Source organism: Klebsiella sp. CN_Kp113 (assembly GCF_040064585.1).
GTDB classification, from domain to species: Bacteria; Pseudomonadota; Gammaproteobacteria; order Enterobacterales; family Enterobacteriaceae; genus Klebsiella; species Klebsiella michiganensis.
Genome location: NZ_JBEAID010000010.1, coordinates 104,532 through 121,899, shown reverse-complemented (window position 1 = coordinate 121,899; position 17,368 = coordinate 104,532). Strand labels below are relative to the sequence as shown.

The 17,368-nt window shown below is 57.3% G+C and carries 18 protein-coding genes; 12 read left to right on the top strand and 6 right to left on the bottom strand.

What is annotated here, in order from left to right:
- Positions 1 to 2 precede the first annotated feature (2 nt).
- The 7 genes from ABLV30_RS04855 (at position 3) to ABLV30_RS04825 (ending at position 6,811) form a co-directional block, all read left to right on the top strand.
- Entirely contained in the window at positions 3 to 1,367 is a 1,365-nt protein-coding gene (locus tag ABLV30_RS04855; protein ID WP_265801200.1) for an efflux transporter outer membrane subunit, read from the top strand.
- Positions 1,368 to 1,417: 50 nt separating this feature from the next.
- Positions 1,418 to 2,584 carry a multidrug effflux MFS transporter gene (locus ABLV30_RS04850; protein WP_014227296.1) on the top strand — a complete coding sequence of 389 codons (1,167 nt, stop codon included), beginning with the start codon at positions 1,418 to 1,420 and terminating at the stop codon, positions 2,582 to 2,584.
- Between the two features lie 160 nt (positions 2,585 to 2,744).
- The gene (murQ, locus tag ABLV30_RS04845) at positions 2,745 to 3,647 is read left to right on the top strand and encodes an N-acetylmuramic acid 6-phosphate etherase (RefSeq protein WP_265801197.1); all 903 of its coding nucleotides are present in this window, start codon (positions 2,745 to 2,747) and stop codon (positions 3,645 to 3,647) included.
- 24 nt (positions 3,648 to 3,671) lie between these two features.
- A complete protein-coding gene (gene murP, locus ABLV30_RS04840; protein ID WP_032718833.1) occupies positions 3,672 to 5,105 on the top strand; it encodes a PTS N-acetylmuramic acid transporter subunit IIBC in 1,434 nt (477 codons plus the stop codon).
- Positions 5,106 to 5,210: 105 nt separating this feature from the next.
- Positions 5,211 to 5,447: a type II toxin-antitoxin system CcdA family antitoxin gene (locus ABLV30_RS04835; RefSeq protein WP_014227298.1), complete on the top strand. Its 237-nt coding sequence runs from the start codon at positions 5,211 to 5,213 to the stop codon at positions 5,445 to 5,447.
- A 2-nt stretch (positions 5,448 to 5,449) separates the two neighbouring features.
- Entirely contained in the window at positions 5,450 to 5,758 is a 309-nt protein-coding gene (locus ABLV30_RS04830; RefSeq protein WP_014227299.1) for a CcdB family protein, read from the top strand.
- Positions 5,759 to 5,908: 150 nt separating this feature from the next.
- Complete coding sequence (locus ABLV30_RS04825; protein ID WP_009654083.1) at positions 5,909 to 6,811, top strand: DMT family transporter; 903 nt, start codon at positions 5,909 to 5,911, stop codon at positions 6,809 to 6,811.
- A 3-nt stretch (positions 6,812 to 6,814) separates the two neighbouring features.
- On the opposite strand, the gene ABLV30_RS04820 is transcribed toward ABLV30_RS04825, so the two are convergent.
- On the bottom strand, positions 6,815 to 7,768 hold the full coding sequence (locus tag ABLV30_RS04820; protein WP_224384573.1) for an Rpn family recombination-promoting nuclease/putative transposase: 954 nt from the start codon (positions 7,766 to 7,768) through the stop codon (positions 6,815 to 6,817).
- 209 nt (positions 7,769 to 7,977) lie between these two features.
- Between ABLV30_RS04820 and ABLV30_RS04815 the strand changes: the two genes are divergently transcribed.
- The gene (locus ABLV30_RS04815) at positions 7,978 to 8,271 is read left to right on the top strand and encodes a YicS family protein (protein ID WP_014227302.1); all 294 of its coding nucleotides are present in this window, start codon (positions 7,978 to 7,980) and stop codon (positions 8,269 to 8,271) included.
- A 23-nt stretch (positions 8,272 to 8,294) separates the two neighbouring features.
- Here ABLV30_RS04815 and ABLV30_RS04810 read toward each other — a convergent pair whose 3' ends face one another.
- Positions 8,295 to 9,236: a LacI family DNA-binding transcriptional regulator gene (locus ABLV30_RS04810; RefSeq protein WP_025107585.1), complete on the bottom strand. Its 942-nt coding sequence runs from the start codon at positions 9,234 to 9,236 to the stop codon at positions 8,295 to 8,297.
- A gap of 294 nt (positions 9,237 to 9,530) precedes the next feature.
- On the opposite strand from ABLV30_RS04810, the gene ABLV30_RS04805 reads away from it, so the two are divergent.
- The 4 genes from ABLV30_RS04805 to ABLV30_RS04790 all read left to right on the top strand — a co-directional run bounded on the left by ABLV30_RS04805 (position 9,531) and on the right by ABLV30_RS04790 (position 13,265).
- Positions 9,531 to 9,842 carry a PTS sugar transporter subunit IIB gene (locus tag ABLV30_RS04805; protein ID WP_014227304.1) on the top strand — a complete coding sequence of 104 codons (312 nt, stop codon included), beginning with the start codon at positions 9,531 to 9,533 and terminating at the stop codon, positions 9,840 to 9,842.
- A gap of 11 nt (positions 9,843 to 9,853) precedes the next feature.
- Positions 9,854 to 11,179: a PTS transporter subunit EIIC gene (locus tag ABLV30_RS04800; RefSeq protein ID WP_014227305.1), complete on the top strand. Its 1,326-nt coding sequence runs from the start codon at positions 9,854 to 9,856 to the stop codon at positions 11,177 to 11,179.
- Positions 11,180 to 11,287: 108 nt separating this feature from the next.
- Positions 11,288 to 11,590: a PTS lactose/cellobiose transporter subunit IIA gene (locus ABLV30_RS04795; protein ID WP_265801192.1), complete on the top strand. Its 303-nt coding sequence runs from the start codon at positions 11,288 to 11,290 to the stop codon at positions 11,588 to 11,590.
- Between the two features lie 295 nt (positions 11,591 to 11,885).
- On the top strand, positions 11,886 to 13,265 hold the full coding sequence (locus tag ABLV30_RS04790) for a carbohydrate porin (protein ID WP_047722798.1): 1,380 nt from the start codon (positions 11,886 to 11,888) through the stop codon (positions 13,263 to 13,265).
- Positions 13,266 to 13,462: 197 nt separating this feature from the next.
- On the opposite strand, the gene phnV is transcribed toward ABLV30_RS04790, so the two are convergent.
- From phnV to phnS, 4 genes are read right to left on the bottom strand one after another with little or no spacing between them, the layout of a single operon-like run.
- Positions 13,463 to 14,260: a 2-aminoethylphosphonate ABC transport system, membrane component PhnV gene (gene phnV, locus ABLV30_RS04785; RefSeq protein ID WP_025107577.1), complete on the bottom strand. Its 798-nt coding sequence runs from the start codon at positions 14,258 to 14,260 to the stop codon at positions 13,463 to 13,465.
- Positions 14,261 to 14,262: 2 nt separating this feature from the next.
- Positions 14,263 to 15,123, bottom strand: coding sequence for a 2-aminoethylphosphonate ABC transporter permease subunit (phnU, locus tag ABLV30_RS04780; RefSeq protein ID WP_265801190.1), 861 nt, complete (start codon positions 15,121 to 15,123; stop codon positions 14,263 to 14,265).
- Positions 15,123 to 16,235: a 2-aminoethylphosphonate ABC transport system ATP-binding subunit PhnT gene (gene phnT, locus ABLV30_RS04775; protein ID WP_064357595.1), complete on the bottom strand. Its 1,113-nt coding sequence runs from the start codon at positions 16,233 to 16,235 to the stop codon at positions 15,123 to 15,125. The genes phnU and phnT overlap by 1 nt, the downstream gene beginning before the upstream one ends.
- Positions 16,236 to 16,240: 5 nt before the next feature.
- A complete protein-coding gene (gene phnS, locus ABLV30_RS04770) occupies positions 16,241 to 17,254 on the bottom strand; it encodes a 2-aminoethylphosphonate ABC transporter substrate-binding protein (RefSeq protein WP_014227308.1) in 1,014 nt (337 codons plus the stop codon).
- Between the last annotated feature and the right edge of the window lie 114 nt (positions 17,255 to 17,368).

Sequence of the window (17,368 nt, the reverse complement as noted above, 5' to 3'; positions counted from 1 at the left end):
TTATGTTTCGTTTTACCTTAGTTTTTGTTGCGCTCCTGACGGCGGGCTGCGTCTCTCTCGACCCGCACTATGAACGTCCGGCCGCGCCTGTCCCGGCGACCCTGCCGGGTAGCCACGGCGAGGCAACCGCGGTAGTCAGCGACTGGCAGCAGGTAGTGAATGACGCCCGCCTCAAAAAAGTGGTGAACATCGCCTTGACCAGCAACCGCGACGTGCAGAAAGCGCTGGCCGATATCGAAGCCGCGCGCGCCCAGTTTGGCGAAACCCGCGCCTCGCTGTTTCCGACCCTCGACGCCGAGCTGAGCCATACCCGCAGTAGAACGGTGGCCAGCGGCCTCACCTCGTCAGCGGAAGCTGACGGCGCGGTTTCCAGCTTCGAGCTGGATCTGTTTGGCAAGAACCAAAGCCTGACGCGCGCGGCGCGGGAAACCTGGCTTGCCAGCGAATTCACCGCCCAGAATACGCGTCTGACGATGATCGCCGATCTGACCACCGCGTGGATAACGCTCGCCGCGGACAACAGCAATCTGGTGCTGGCGCAGGACACCATGGCCAGCGCGGAGAATTCGCGCCGCATCGTCACCCGCCAGATGGAAGTCGGCACCGCCTCGGCAGGAGACCTGAGCGATGCCGAAAGCGTTTATCAGCAGGCGCGCGCCAGCGTCGCCAGCTACCGCACGCTGGTGGCCCAGGATAAAAACGCGCTCAACCTGCTGGCCGGAGAAACCGTGCCGGATAGCCTGCTGCCCGGCACGCTGGAAAGCCTTGGCGATCGGAGTATCACCCTGGTGCCGGCGGGCGTCTCTTCATCGGTACTACTGCGCCGCCCGGATATCCAGGAAGCGGAGCATAATCTGAAGAGCGCTAACGCCGATATCGGCGCGGCGCGGGCCAATTTCTTCCCGTCCATCTCGCTGACCGCCAGCGCCGGGGTCGGCAGCGACTCGCTCTCGTCGCTGTTCAGCCACGGCATGCAGGTGTGGTCATTCGCGCCGTCCATCAGCCTGCCGCTGTTTACCGGCGGCAGCAACCTGGCGCAGCTGCGCTATGCTGAAGCGGAGAAAAAGGGGCTGATCGCCACCTATGAGAAGACGATTCAGAGCGCCTTTAAGGATGTCGCCGACGCGCTGGCGCGCCGGGAAACGCTCAGCGAACAGCTGGACGCGCAGAATAAATACGTCGCGGCGGAGCAGAAATCGTTGAATATCGCGATGAAGAGCTATCAGGCCGGGGTCGGAGATTATCTGTCGGTGCTGACCGCCCAGCGGACGCTGTGGTCGGCGCAGGCCACGCTTATCTCTCTCCAGCAAACGGATCTGGAAAACCGCATTACCCTCTGGCAGTCGCTGGGAGGCGGCGCCAGCTAACGCTTTTGCCGGGCGGCAACGCCCGGTTTGATGACAAGGAGCCCGTTGATATGTCCCGAATTTCCCTCTCCTGGGTCGTGGTTCTCGGTTTGCTCAGCGCCATTGGGCCGCTGTGTACCGACTTCTATCTGCCCGCGCTGCCGGAAATCACCCAGCAGCTCAGCGCCACCGGCACGCAGACCCAGCTTTCGCTGACCGCGGCGCTGATTGGCCTCGGCCTTGGACAGCTGTTTTTTGGCCCGCTGAGCGACCGCATTGGCCGTAAAAAGCCGCTGGCGCTCTCCCTGCTGCTGTTTATCTTCTCCTCGGCGATGTGCGCGATAACCTACGATATCCATATGCTGATCGCCTGGCGCTTTCTGCAGGGCTTCGCCGGCGCGGGCGGCTCAGTGCTGTCGCGTTCCATCGCCCGCGACAGGTATCAGGGTACGCTGCTGACCCAGTTTTTCGCCCTGCTGATGACCGTTAACGGCATTGCGCCGGTGCTTTCACCGGTACTCGGCGGCTGGATCATTACCGCCTTCGACTGGCGTATCCTGTTCTGGGCGATGGCGGCGATCGGCGTTGTCTTGCTGCTGCTCAGCCTGACGGTGCTGCACGAAACGCTGCCGGCCAAAAGCGCCGCCTCGGCTACGCGGCAGCAGGCTGATGCGCCAGTGCTGAAAAACCGCCGCTTTATGCGCTACTGCCTGATTCAGGCCTTTATGATGGCCGGGCTGTTTTCGTATATCGGCTCGTCTTCGTTCGTTATCCAGAGCGAATATGCCATGAGCGCGATGCAGTTCAGCCTGCTGTTCGGCCTTAACGGTATCGGGCTGATTATCGCGGCGCTGATCTTTTCCCGCCTGGCGCGCCGCTTCAGCGCCGAAGCCCTGCTGCGCGGCGGCCAGCTGCTGGCGGTGGCGTTTGCCGCCATCACCCTGCTCTTCGCCTGGCTACCGCAGCCGACGCTGGCGCTGGTCGGCCTGTTTTTTACCGTTTCCATGATGAGCGGTATCAGTACCGTTGCCGGCTCGGAAGCGATGAACGCCATTCACGCCCGCCAGTCCGGCACCGCTTCCGCCCTGATGGGCACGCTGATGTTTGTGTTCGGCGGTATTGCCGCGCCGCTGGCCGGTCTCGGCGGCGAAACGATGCTCAAAATGAGCTTCGCGATGACCCTTTGCTATCTGGCCGCGCTGCTGATTGGCCTGAAAAAGCCGCGCCCCATCGCATAACCTCCTCCAGGGTAATAAAATATTCCAATTTTATTACCCCTATTTTTCCCGCCAGTACTGTAATCTCCTATTATTCCTTCAACACCAATCGTGATAACCTTCACAGGAAAGGAATAATTAATTCCTTATACTGCCCGCCACCGTGAATAAAGAGGTTCCTATGAGTATCGACCTGAGCAAACTGCTGACCGAGCGCCGCAACGCCAATAGCGCCAACATTGATATCCTCACCACCGAAGAGATGCTGACGGTGATTAACCAGGAAGACCAGCAGGTGGCTCACGCCATCACCCCCTATCTGCCGCAAATTGCCCAGGTGGTGGATAAGGTCGCGGCGGCGCTGCAGGCGGGTGGTCGACTGATTTACATTGGCGCGGGCACTTCCGGGCGTCTGGGGATCCTTGATGCCAGCGAGTGTCCGCCGACCTTCGGCACCCGCCCGGAGCAGGTGGTGGGCATTATCGCGGGCGGCCATAAAGCCATACTGAGCGCCGTAGAGAACGTCGAAGACAACAAAGCGCAAGGGGCGATGGACCTGCAGAACCTGAACTTTAGCAGCCGCGACGTGCTGGTCGGCCTGGCCGCCAGCGGACGCACGCCGTACGTCATCGGCGCGATGGAGTATGCCCACAGCCAGAACGCTTTTGTCGCCATCGTCAGCTGTAACCCGCACGGCGAAATGGCCCAGCTGGCGGACGTCTCTATTACGCCGGTCGTGGGTCCGGAAGTGGTGACCGGCTCAACGCGCCTGAAGGCGGGCACCGCGCAGAAGCTGGTGCTGAATATGATTTCTACCGGGGCGATGATCCGCATCGGCAAGGTCTACAGCAATCTGATGGTGGACGTGGAAGCGACCAACGCCAAGCTTATCGAGCGCCAGGTGTCCATCGTCATGGAAGCGACCGAATGCGATCGCGCAACCGCCCAGAGCGCGCTGGAAGCCTGCGATCGCCACTGCAAAACGGCGATTGTGATGGTGCTGGCTGATTTAAGCGCCGCGGATGCCCAGGCGCTGCTGGCAAAAAATAACGGCTATATCCGCAAGGCGCTGAGCCACTCCTGACCGCTGACTCACGGGTAATCTGCAATGGCAAAAATAAATAAAGAGATGATAGCGCGGATCCTGCAGCACGTTGGCGGAGCCGGGAACGTCGCGCAGGCGGGCAACTGTATGACCCGGCTGCGCCTGACCCTGCGCGATGAATCACGGGCCGATAGCGCCGCCATCCGCCAGATTGACGGCGTAATGGGGGTGATCGTTAGCGATGAACAGTTCCAGGTCGTCCTTGGGCCCGGCAAGGCGCAAAGCGCGGCGGAAATGATGAATGCGTTACTGGAAGAGGCCCCGGCGGATGCGCCATCGCTGGCCGATGTCGCCGCCGAAAAGAAACAGGCGCTGAAGAGCAAGCAAACCAGCGGTATTCAAAAATTCCTCGCGAAATTCGCCACCATCTTCACCCCGCTCATTCCCGGCTTTATCGCCGTCGGCCTGCTGTTGGGGTTCGCGACCCTGGCGGAGCAGATATTTGTCCTCGAAAACGCGCATCCGAACGCGACATTGATGGCGCTGATCGGCTACATGAAGGTGTTCAGCAAAGGGATGTTTACCTTCCTGAGTATCCTGATCGGCTATAACGCCCAGAAAGCCTTCGGCGGCTCCGGGGTCAACGGGGCCATCATCGCTGCGCTGTTTGTTCTCGGCTATAACCCGGAAGCCACCAGCGGCTTCTATTCCGGGATTTCCACCTTCTTCGGCCACGGTATTGACCCGCGCGGCAATATTATCGGCGTGCTTATCGCCGCGATTATCGGCGCGTGGGTGGAACGACAGGTACGCCGCATCATGCCTGCCAACCTCGATATGATCCTCACCTCGGCGGTGACGCTGCTGATCATGGGCGCGATCACCTTTACCGTCATTATGCCTATCGGCGGCTGGCTGTTCACCGGGATGTCATGGCTGTTTCTGCACCTTAACGGTAACCCGTTCGGCTCTGCGGTACTGGCCGGCCTGTTCCTGCTGGCGGTGATGTTCGGCGTCCATCAGGGCTTCGTGCCGGTCTATTTCGCGCTGGTGGATGCCCAGGGGTTTAACTCGCTGTTTCCGATTCTGGCCATGGCCGGGGCCGGACAGGTTGGTGCGGCGCTGGCGCTGTTCTGGCGGGCGAAGCACGGTTCTCTGCTGCGCACGCAGATTAAAGGGGCGATTATTCCCGGCTTTCTCGGCATCGGCGAACCGCTGATTTACGGCGTGACGCTACCGCGCATGAAGCCCTTTATCACCGCCTGCCTCGGCGGCGCCTGCGGCGGTTTCTTCCTCGGGCTCATCGCCTGGCTGGGGCTACCGGTCGGCCTGAATACGGTATTTGGCCCGTCGGGGCTGGTGGCGCTGCCGCTGATGACCTCCGGCAGCGGGATTTACGCCGGAATGGCGGTGTATGCCGCCGGGCTGGCGGTCTCTTACCTGTGCGGCTTCGCCCTGACCTGGCTGTTCGGCAGTAAAAACGTTGATTTGAGCTAAGAGGCGCGTCCGGCGCATAAAAATTGAATCTTTTTTAACCCGCCGAATGGCGGGTTTATTTATTTCTGTGTAATCTACACGTGTAGATTACACAGGAGATTCCCTATGCCAGCCGCAAAACGCAATAAGCAGAACGTCAGCGTGACACTGGACCCAGGCCTGGTTAAACAGGCTCGTGAGGTCGGCATCAATCTGTCTCTAACGTTGACTAACGCTCTAAAAAGCGAAATCCACAGCCTCGAAATAGCCCGCTGGCAAAAAGAAAATGCCCAGGCAATCGACTACCTCAATAATTTAACTGAGGAAAATGGACTTCTCTCTGATGAATACAGGACGTTCTAAATATGCAGTATTACGTTTATAAGAATACAGGTCGAATTGCTGCGTATCCTTACCTCCTTGATGTACAGAGTGACATTATCGGCAAGCGCAATACTCGGGTCGTGATTCCACTGTTTCCACTGAAAAACTATAAAGGTCCACGCGCCGATCGTTTAACACCGCTTGTCACCGTAGAAGGGGAAGAATACGTCGTGATGACTCACGAACTCGCCAGCATCCCACATCGTGTTCTGGGTGAAGAAGTTTGTAATCTGAATCACCAGCGCGAAGTCGTTAAAGCTTCAATGGATTTTCTTTTCGACGGGATCTAACTCGCTACAAGCTTACGCGTCAGATCGCCAAACCCAACGATCTTCCGCCGCAAGGGGCACGCAAATACTCCGACTACCCTTTCCTGCCCCGCTTCCCGCGCGTGCTCATGCTATGATACTGCTTTCGCGCTATTTTCACCTGAGGGAAAGATGGGCTCCAGCAAAAAAGGGATGCTGAACGTACTGATCGCCGCCGTACTGTGGGGCAGCTCGGGCGTCTGTGCGCAATATATTATGCAGCAAAGCCAGATGTCATCGCCGTTTCTGACCATGACGCGCCTGCTGTTCGCCGGCCTGATCCTTCTGATGCTCTCGTTCTTCCACGGCGATAAGATTTTCCGCGTCCTGCAAAACCGCAAAGACGCCGTCAGTCTGCTGATTTTTTCGCTGTTCGGCGCGCTTACCGTGCAGTACACCTTTCTGATGACTATCGAGCAATCCAACGCCGCCACCGCGACGGTGCTGCAGTTTCTGTCGCCGACGATTATCGTCGCCTGGTTTGCCATCGCCCGCAAAACGCGCCCCAGCCCGCTGGTGCTCGCGGCCATCGCCACCTCGCTGGCGGGCACTTTCCTGCTGGTGACCCACGGCAACCCGACGACGCTGTCGATTTCCCCCACGGCGCTATTCTGGGGGATTGCTTCGGCGTTTGCCGCCGCTTTTTATACGACTTATCCTTCGACGCTGATTGCCCGCTACGGCACGCTGCCGATTGTCGGCTGGAGCATGCTGCTCGGCGGCGCGATGCTGCTGCCGTTCTACGCCGGACAGGGCAACCATTTTGTGGTGACCGGCGGCCTGCTGCTGGCCTTTTTCTACCTGGTGGTCATCGGCACCTCGCTGACCTTCAGCCTCTATCTGAACGGCGCGCAGAAGATTGGCGGCGCGAAGGCGGGGATCCTCAGCTGCGCGGAGCCGCTGAGTAGCGCCCTGCTCTCCCTGCTGCTGCTCGGCATCACTTTTACTCTCCCGGACTGGCTGGGCACGCTGCTGATTCTCTCGTCGGTGGTGCTGATCGCCATGGATTCGCGGCGGCGGGTTAAAACGGCCTGACGATTATCGGCCAGGAGAGGCTGCGACCTGAGTTTGCAGCATCTTCAGGTCGTCATCCGACAGCTCACAAACCACCTGCACCAGCTCGCGCTCAAATCCCTGTTCCAGACATGAACGAGCAATACGCAACGCTTCTTCTTGTCTACCCTCTTGTTTACCTTCTAACTTGCCCTCCAACTTGCCTTCTTGTCTCCCTTCCTGCCGTAGCCTTTCCGCAATCGTCATGAGTACCTCCTTATGTTGAGGAACGCGCCGCTCGACCTCGTGAAGAAATTCACCAAAATGAGGCGCATCGCCGCACTGCAGCATGTAATTAAACAGCGCTTTCAGCTGGCTGTCATTAGCGCAACCTTTAACCAACAGCTCGGCTAATCGCTCCACCAGGCCAAGTAAATCGCGCTGGCGAATATGCTTTTGAATCAGCTCCAGCAGCGCCACGCGCCGGTGCTGCATAATGTCGTCATCCGGCACCACCGTAATATCCACCAGCGGGAAAGCGGCGGCATAAAGTCGTCGCGCCGTCTGCGTATCAGTAAACTCATCCAGCCAGCAAAGCGAGAAGGGATAGGGACTTTTCGCGCCGTGATAAAACAGCATCGGCACCACCAGCGGCAACGTTTTATGCCCGGCATCCAGATGACGCTGCATCGCCGCCAGCGCGTAGCGCATCAGCCTGAATGCCATATGCGCATCCGGCGTGCTCTGATGTTCAATCACCACATAGATATAGCCGTCGCCGTCGCGGGTTTTCAGCGACCACAGCACGTCGGAGTAGCTGGCGCGCAAATCGGCCTCAATAAAGCTGCCGGACTCCAGCTTGAGCGTTTGCAGATTACACAGCTGGCGCAGCGAAGCGGGCAGATGAATCTCGATAAAATCCCTGGCGCACTCGGGATGCGATAAAAACTGTTTAAAAACCGCATCGTGTGGCGTCGAGGGGGTTCCTTTTTGCGTCATGGTCCGCCATCCCTGAAACGTAATGGCTGGAATATATCCGTCCCAAAAAGCGCAAACACCTGCGCATCAACGGCTTTGCTTGCCGCTACGAAAGATAAATTTCAGCGGCTGAAACAGACTCATTCTTATGGAAACCAGCGCGCAAAATGTTGGTTCAGGAATGCGTCTATAGTTAGAGGAACCCTTTAATAAAAATAAGGATATCCGTAATGAAGAGAATGAGTTTTGCGCTTTCGCTGGCAGCCAGTCTGATGTTCTCCAGCGTGGCGACAGCTGCACCGCTCTCCGGGCTGAAGTTTGAACAGCAAAAGCAGCAGATAGTGAAAGATGTGAGGAAAAATTGCCCTGCCAGCAGCGCGCTGGATGATACGCAGTTTGCTAACCGCGTGCTGGAATCAGCGGAAAATAAGACCGCCGTACAAAGCGCGACGCGGGCGCTGGATAAAAACAACAGCGCCGCTTATCAGAAGGCCATTAGCGGCATTCAGTGCCCAACGCCCTAGCACCGGGCGCGGAGGCGTCACCATTAGCGGTTCGGAATGATCAAATCTCCGCGCAGCGGGCTGCTAGCGAGCATTTGCGTCTTCTCGGTCAGCCAGTTGACTATCTGGCTGGCCATCGCGTCCATGGAATATTCAATCGCCGGAATCGTCGGAATACCGGGCAGCTGTAACGAGCCCGCCAGGCTGAACACCATGACTTTTTCCGGCACCGCGCGATTAAACGCCTGGAGCTGCGGCACCACCAGCTGCGCCTGCTGCTCGTTGGCAACCAATAACGCATTAAAATTCAGGGTGGTTGCGTTGTTCACCAGCTCCTGAACCGCCACGGACGGCGAATGGCTGTCGAGAAAAACCAGGTTGCGATTGAACGGCAGAAAATTCTTTTCCAGCGCGTGCTTGTAGCCCAGCAGAACCTGGTCAGCAAAGCCGTTAGCCTGAGGATGAATCAGCGCAATCTGCCGCCGCCCCTGGCTTATCAGATAGTTGCAGGCCGTTTCCGCCGCAAAGGCGTGGTCAAACTGAATGCTATTCGTTGCGTCACTTTCCAGGCAGTCAATCAGCACTACGTCGGGCCGGTCGATATTGAGCGGAAACCGCGCGCCGATGATTAACACATTATCGCAGAGGCCGCAGGTCAACTCTTCCAGCGAATGGAGCACTCTGCCGCGGCTATTGGCAAAACGCAGCAGCAGATGCATCTGGTGCTGGCTGAGCTGTTTTTCCAGCGCGTAGAGATAGCTGGTGGTTTGATTAATGTTGTCCTGGGCGCAAATGACGCCGATGCAGCCGGTGGTCTGACTCAGCAAAGATTGCGCGATCATATTCGGCCGGTAGTTAAGCGCTTCCGCCGCCTGCAATACCGCCTGTCGGCTGGCTTCCTTTACGCCGCGCGAACCACTCAACACCCGAGAGACTGTGGCTTTAGACACCCCAGCTAACCGTGATACATCGTTGATTGTAGACATTATTTTCCCCTGACAGGGCCAATCCGATCCCTGTAAATCCTTAAACCTGAATCGCTTCAATAATAACCAGCGGCAGTATATCCGTTTCCCTTTTTATTTGGAAACCGATTTTCCGTTTCATGGAAAATCGTAGCAAAAACCAGGAAAATTTGTGAGCCAAATCTAATTAACACGCCCTTTGACTGACAGATCTTGACGGTTATCACAGTTCTGTTTTTTATAAATGGAAACCGGTTTCCGTCTGATATCAAATCATCCACGCAATAACTTTTTACATTTTGAGGACGATCGTCGATGTACAAGATTATGCTGTGCTGCTCTGCCGGAATGTCCACCAGCCTGTTGGTCAGAAAGATGGTTGATGCCGCGAAGGAACGTAACCTGCCGGTGCAGATTGACGCCTACGGAGTTTCCGAATTTGACATGCAGTTTCCGCAATACCAGGTGGTGCTTCTTGGACCACAGGTGAAATACATGCTGAAAAACTTAGCTGAGAAAGCCGCTCCCCTGAATATTCCGGTCCAGCCGATTAACGCCATGGATTACGGAATGCAGCGGGGAGACAACGTCCTGGATTATGCCCTGTCGCTGATTGAAGCGCATTAAGAGGTGTGCAAATGAGTTCTCTGTATCAGTCCATGATTGCCGCGATCGAGCAATCAATTACCCCGCTGGCAGGACGCCTTGGGCAGCAGAAATACGTTATCGCGATTCGCGATGGTTTCACTGCCGCATTGCCGTTTATGATCATCGGCTCATTCATGCTGGTATTTATCTTTCCGCCTTTTTCCCCGGATACCACTAACGGTTTCGCCCGCGGCTGGCTGGACTTCTCCCAGCAGTATCGCGAACAGCTGATGCTGCCGTTTAACCTCAGCATGGGCGTGATGACGTTCTTTATTTCGGTAGGGATCGGCGCCAGCCTGGGACGCCAGTTCCAGCTCGACCCGGTGATGTCCGGTCTGCTGGCGTTTATGGCTTTCTTACTGGTTGCCGCGCCGTACGCCGATGGCAAAATCTCCACCCAGTACCTCTCTGGTCAGGGTATTTTTACCGCCTTGATCACCGCCATCTATTCCACTCGCGTTTACGCCTGGCTAAAGCAGAACAACATTACGATTCGCCTGCCGAAAGAAGTGCCGACCGGCGTTGCGCGTTCGTTTGAAATCCTTATCCCGGTGCTGGTGGTGATCGCGACCCTGCATCCGCTGAATCTGTTTATCGAAGCGCAGACCGGTATGATCCTGCCGCAGGCGATTATGCATCTGCTGGAGCCTCTGGTTTCCGCCTCTGACTCCCTGCCGGCGATTCTGCTTTCCGTCCTGATGTGCCAGATCTTCTGGTTCGCCGGGATCCACGGCTCGCTGATCGTGACCGGCATTATGAACCCCTTCTGGATGGCCAACCTGTCGGCGAACCAGGCAGCGCTGGCGGCCGGTGCGGCTCTGCCGCATGTCTATCTGCAGGGTTTCTGGGACCACTACCTGCTGATTGGCGGCGTCGGCTCCACGCTTCCGCTGGCGTTCCTGCTGCTGCGTAGCCGCGTCACCCACCTGCGCACCATTGGCAAAATGGGTATCGTACCGAGCTTCTTTAATATCAATGAACCGATTCTGTTCGGCGCGCCGATTATCATGAACCCGATGATGTTTATCCCGTTCGTCTTTGTGCCGATGATTAACGCCGTTCTGGCTTACGGGGCGACGCGCCTCGGCTGGCTCAGCCAGGTCGTTTCGCTGACGCCGTGGACGACGCCGGCGCCTATCGGCGCATCATGGGCTGCAAACTGGACGCTAAGCCCGGTGGTGATGTGTTTAATTTGCATGGTGATGTCGGCGGTAATCTACCTGCCCTTCCTGCGCGCCTATGAACGCTCGTTAATGAAAACTGAAGTTGAAAAAGCAAAAGCCGCAGTGCCGGTTGCCGAAACGGTCAGCCAATAATTAATCTCTATATTTAATATTATATTTAAAATGACGGCATAAATAATGTGGAAAAGGGACTTTCACTGCATTATTTAAAGAATAAAGTTAATGACCTCAGGATCTATCATGATTGAATTAGAAGATGCGGTAATGGAAATTATCGTTAATGCGGGCCAGTCACGCTCATTATGTTTTGAAGCGCTCCATTGCGCCCGCAACGGTAATATAGATGAAGCGCGCTTGCTTCTGAATGAAGCCGATGGCTACGCCCGCCGGGCGCACCAGATGCAGACCCGGCTTATCGAGCAGGACGCTGGCGAAGCGCGCCAGCAGATGACGTTAATTATGGTCCATGCTCAGGATCACTTAATGAATTCACTGCTCGTCCGTGAATTTTCGGAAGAGTTAATTCATTTATACCAGCGTTAATTTATATCAATATTTAGCAACTGTACCCGAACTAAATATACCAGCTTATCCTGGCGGGATAGCTATTATCTAAATATATCCGTCATATTTCAAGCTGCATGTACGTTGGCTGCGCTCGCTTACCCGAATCACTTACCAAAGTAAGCTCATCGGGATTCACTCCCTTGCCGCGTTACTCGGCCTAAGGCCTCGCCCCTTACGGGGCCAGCGCAAGCGCTGTTCAAAACGGTTAACCGTTTTGTCCTGCAACTCGAACTATTTAGGATATATATAAATTATTAAAAGCGAGATAATGATGAAAACTGTAAAAATGCTGCCATTAACCATGGCGGTCGTCGCCGCGCTGTGCCCAATTTCCGTATTCGCACAAGAATTTACTCAAGAACAGATCGACGCCATTGTGGCGAAAGCCGTCGATAAAGCCCTGGCCGAACGCCAGGCGAAAATCGACGCCGCGGCTGATAAAAAAGTGGATGTTATCACCAACCCGCAGACCACCGCGGCCACGCCGGATATGGCGATCCCCTTCGGCCTGAAGTTCAGCGGCTACGCCCGCTACGGCGCGCAGTTCCAGACCGGCGATCAGAAGTTTGTCGGCGTGGATGGCTCCTATAACGGCGCTTCGGCGATCGGCCGTTTAGGCAACGAAGGCAACGGCGGCGAATTCCAGATAACCAAAGCCTTCAAGAGCAGTAAAGGCGCTATCTGGGATATCAACGTCATGTTTGACCACTGGAGCGATGAAGTTAACCTGAAAAAAGCCTACGTCGGCGTCACCAACGTGCTGGAGTCTAACCCCAACGCCTATATCTGGGCCGGCCGCGACTTCCATCAGCGCCCGCAACAGGGGATCAACGACTACTTCTGGATGAACCACGACGGCCAGGGCGCCGGGGTGAAGAACTTTGATATCGGCGGCGTGCAGTTTGACGTGGCGGGAGTGTCGCAGGTGGAGTCCTGTAGCCCGGAAGTGATGGCCGACGAGGCCAACCCGTCGCGCATCACCTGTACCGGCGGCTCCGGTACCGGCGATAACGGCCACTACGCCCTGACCACCAAAACCCACAACATCAAGGCCGGGCCGATCGACGTTGAGGTTTACGCCAACTACGGTTTCGATTCGAAAGCGGTGGACAGCGACGAACGTCTCGACGCCTGGCAGGGCGGGCTGGTGCTCAGCCACACCAACGACAGCGGCGTCAATAAAGTGATCCTGCGCTACTCCGATAACTCGGATAACAGCGTCTACAACAAAACCGATGACCTGACCGCGATTTACGCCAGCTTTGAAGGGCTGCATAAATTCACCCAGCAGGCGCAGATCGAATATCTGCTGGCCTTCCACGACTATGACAACGGCAAGGACAACACCGATAACCGTAAAAACTACGGCGCCATTGTCCGTCCGATGTACTTCTGGAACGATGTGCACTCCACCTGGCTGGAAGCGGGCTACCAGCGCGTCGATTACGACCAGGGCGGCGATAACCACGGCTGGAAGCTGACGCTGTCGCAGAACATCGCCATCGGTATGGGGCCGGAGTTCCGCCCGATGCTGCGCTTCTACGTGACCGGCGGCCAGGTGGATAACAAGCGCACCGCGAAGGTTAACGGCACCAAAGACGAGCAGCTGGATTCGCTGAACGTCGGCGGCATGTTTGAGGCGTGGTTCTAAGAGAGTGAAACCATCCCGGGTCGCGGCGTCAGAGCCCGATCCGGGCTATCAGATCGTAACCTGTAGCCCGGCTAAGCGCAGCGCGAGCCGGGAAGAAGCCGCATCGATATATTCATCCCGGCGCATTCCCCGGGTTGCGGCGTAACGCCTTACCCCGGCTACCGCTGGCTTAGGCGGTTTGCAAAAGGAGCCGGAGATTACCTCTGGCTCATCCGGCGGGCGATGCGTTCAAGCTTAATCATCAGCAGCAGCGTGACGCCCACCAGCACGATGGTCAGCGCCGAACCATCGGCAATATTGCCGCGATCGGTCAGGCTAAAAATCGTCACCGGCAGCGTTGTCCAGCCCGGCGGGTAGATCATCACCGTCGCGCCCAGCTCCCCCATCGATAGCGACAGGCTTAACGCCAGTGCCGAAATCATCCATGGCGTCATCAGCGGCAGCGTGACGTGGCGCAGACGATACCACGGCGATGCCCCGAGGCTGGAGGCGACGTTTTCAATATCGGCGGAAATCCGCGCCAGACCGGTGGAAACGTTGCTGAAGGTAAACGCGGAAATCAGCACGAAGTGCGCCGCCAGAACGATCCAAAAGGTGCCGTTCATCTGCAGCGGTCCCTGGCTGAAGGCCACCAGAATGCCAAGACCCACAGAAACGGATGGGATGGCGCTTGGCAGATAGAACATCAGCCCAAGGTATTTTTGCAGCTTCGCACCGTACTGCCGCAGGGACAGCGCAGCCCACATGCCGCACAGCAGAGCAAACAGGCTGGCGCAAAACCCGACCATCAGACTGGAAAAGAGCGCATCCCACGCGGCGCCGCGAAACGCGTTAACAAAGTGTCCGAGGGTAAAGCCGGACGGCAGCAGGCCGTTCCACTGCTGGCTCAGGCTGGACATCAAAATCACCGCCAGCGGCAGGAAGAAAAACCCGGCAAACAGCGTCACCGCCAGCGCTCCCGCCGCCGTACGGCCTTTACGCGACCAAATCAACATCGTTAGCTCCTCACGCCGGTACGCGCGGCGGCCAGCCGATAGAGCATAAACAGCCCCAGCGACAGCAGAATATTAATCAGCGCAATCATGCAGGCGACGCTGTAGTCCGACTCGAGAATAGCCTTGCTGTAGACCATCATCGGTAGAGTATTTACCCCTTTGGCACCGATAAACAGCACGATGCCGAACTCGTTGGTGGTCAACAGCAGACACAGGCTGCCGCCCGCCATTAGCGCCGGCAGCACCGCCGGAAAAATCACCTGGCCGATGACCCGCAGCGGATGCGCGCCGAGGATGCTCGCCGCTTCAAGCTGGCTTTTATCAATCTGCCGCAGCCCGGCCATCAGCGGGCGCATCACCAGAGGGGTGAAGACGGTCATTTCCGCCAGTATGACCCCCTGAATCGAATAGAGAAAATCCACCGGCGGCAGTTCAAAAGCAAACAGCGACATCAGCGTCCCGTTCAGCAGACCAGCGGAGCCGTAAATAAAGGTGAAAGCCAGGGTGATGAGAAAGGTCGGCAGCGCAATAAAGGTATCAATTATCCGGCTAATCAGCTGGCTACCGGGAAACGGGATAAACACCAGAATCAGCGCCAGTACGCTGCCGAGCAGCAGGCAGCCTGATGTCGCGATAACCGCGATTTGCAAGGTATTGAGCAATGCTCTGAGAAAGCGCCGGGACTCCACCACCTGCCAGAAGGTTTCGAGGCCCAGATGACCCTCGGTATCGCGCAGCGCCTGTTCGCCGATGAGCAGCAGCGGGTAGAAAAACAGGGTCGCCAGCACCAGCAGCGGCGGCAGCAGCCACAGTAAGGGCCGCAGATGAACAGAGCGACGCGGGAGCGTTAAGATCTGCGACATTATGACACCTCAATCAGGACCGCATCGTTGGGTTCAAAATAGAGCGCCAGCCTGTCGCCCGCACGCGGCAGCGGGTTCACGTGGGTCATCACGATACGCACCGCCTCCCCCGCCACGTCGCATAGCAGATGGGTCAAATCGCCCTGCCAGTGCACGGAGGTCAGGATGGCGTTCAGCCGGTTGCTGGTGGCCGATCGCGGCGCGAGACTCATATGCTGCGGGCGAATACAGAGCAGCTTATTGTTGCCATGCTGGCCGCCGCGGCTGAACGCGGCGATCAATCCGCCGCCGCAGCTGACGCTGACCAGGCCAGGTCCCGCGGTATCTGTCAGCGCCGTCGCCTGCAGGATATTGGCACGTCCGAGAAACTCAGCGCTAAAACGATTAGGCGGATAGTGGTAAAGCTGATGGGTTTCGCCGTGGGCAATGAGCGAGCCGTCTTTCATGATGCCAATCTTGTCCGCCAGGGTCAGGGCTTCAGTCTGATCGTGGGTGACGTAGAGAATGGTCAGCTCCGGCAGTTCGCGGTGCAGACGGGCAATTTCCTCCACCATGTTGTGACGGATTTGCGCATCCAGCGCCGAGAGCGGCTCATCAAGCAGCAATACCCGCGGACGCACGGCGATGGCGCGGGCAATCGCGACGCGCTGCTGCTGGCCGCCGGAAAGCTGGTGCGGATAGCGGCTGGCGTAATCCGCCATGCCGACGATTTTCAGGGCTTCCTGAACCCGTTCAGCGATCTGCGCTTTGGGCTGCTTCTGCGCCCGCAGGCCGAAGGCGACGTTATCTTCTACCTTCATGTGCGGAAACAGGGCGTAGTTTTGAACCACCATACCAAGGCCGCGTTGATACGGCGGCAGGTGGGTGATATCCGTGTCGCCAAGCAAAATTCGACCACCGGCAGGCTGCACAAAACCGGCTATCGCCCGCAGCACCGTGGTTTTCCCGGAGCCCGAAGGGCCGATCAGCGCCAGCACCTCACCGGGTTCAATGGTTAATGTCAGCGGCTTCAGCACCACGTTGCCGTGATAAGAAACGCGCAGCGCGTCGAGAGTAATTCCGGACGTCCCCGCCAGCGACGGGGTGGGGGGAGCGGTCGTTTTCATTAACATCACGCTTACTCGCTGTCCGTCACTTTATGCCAGCGGGCAATATCCGCCGACAGCGAAACCGCAACGTCGTCCCAGTTGGGTTCCCAGCTTTTCACACCGTTAAGCGCCGCTTTCGCCGCTTTAAAGTTAGCGTCTTCCGGCGTCACGTCGCTGCGCACCGGCAGACCCCAGGAGAGCGCGCTGACGCTGGACTGAGCGGATTTATCGAGCAGGAAGTTAATCAGCTTTTTACCGTTTTCGCCGTTCGGACCGTTCTGCACCAGGCCGATGGTATAGGGCAGCGCCAGCGCGCTGCGTTCGCCTTGCGCGTCCGCTGGCCAGAAGATTTGCACATTCGGATTACGCGCCATCTGCGACAGGTTCATTTGCAGATCGCCGTTAGCGATGTACAGCTCGCCTTTATTGACCAGCGCGGTCAACTTACCGGTGGAAGCAGACGGACCAACGTTATTGGCCTGGAGCTTACCGAGATAATCGAACCCCGCCTCTTTGCTCCCCATGCTGTGAAACGCCTGTAGCATGACCGCCGTACCGTCACCCGCCTGCCCCGGCGTCGAGTACTGCAGTTTGTTCCTGAAGCGGCTATCGAGCAAATCCTGCCAGCTGGCCGGCGCGGTTTTCAGCAGCTTACTGTTATAGATAAAGGTCAGATAGTTATTCACCAGCGGCGAGTAGCGGTCGTGTACGCCCGGGATCCGGGCGCTGTCCTGCGGCTGAAATTCGGCCAACAGCTGTTCTTTCGCGGCACGCTGGATAAACGGCGGCACCGTCACCAGCACATCGGCCTGAGGGTTGGTGCGCTCTTTTGCCAGGCGTTCAACAATCGCCCCGGAACCGCCTTCCACGTACTGCACCTTGATGCCCGTTGCTTTGGTGAAAGCGGCGAACTGGTGCTGGTACCAGCTGTTATCACCATCGTGCAGGCCGTCAGCGGAGTAAACCGTGACGATGCCATCTGCCCAGACCGGAGAGCTGGTCAGCGCGAACAGGGACAGCAGGGCAAGTCGGGAGAGTTTCATCGTATATGCCTCATCGAGTAGTTAGTCATTCTGGTGTAGACCAGATTGTTTTTCACGCTACCCGGGGTTTATGACAAAACGATGAATGAAGTGTGGCGAAAGGATGACGCCGGA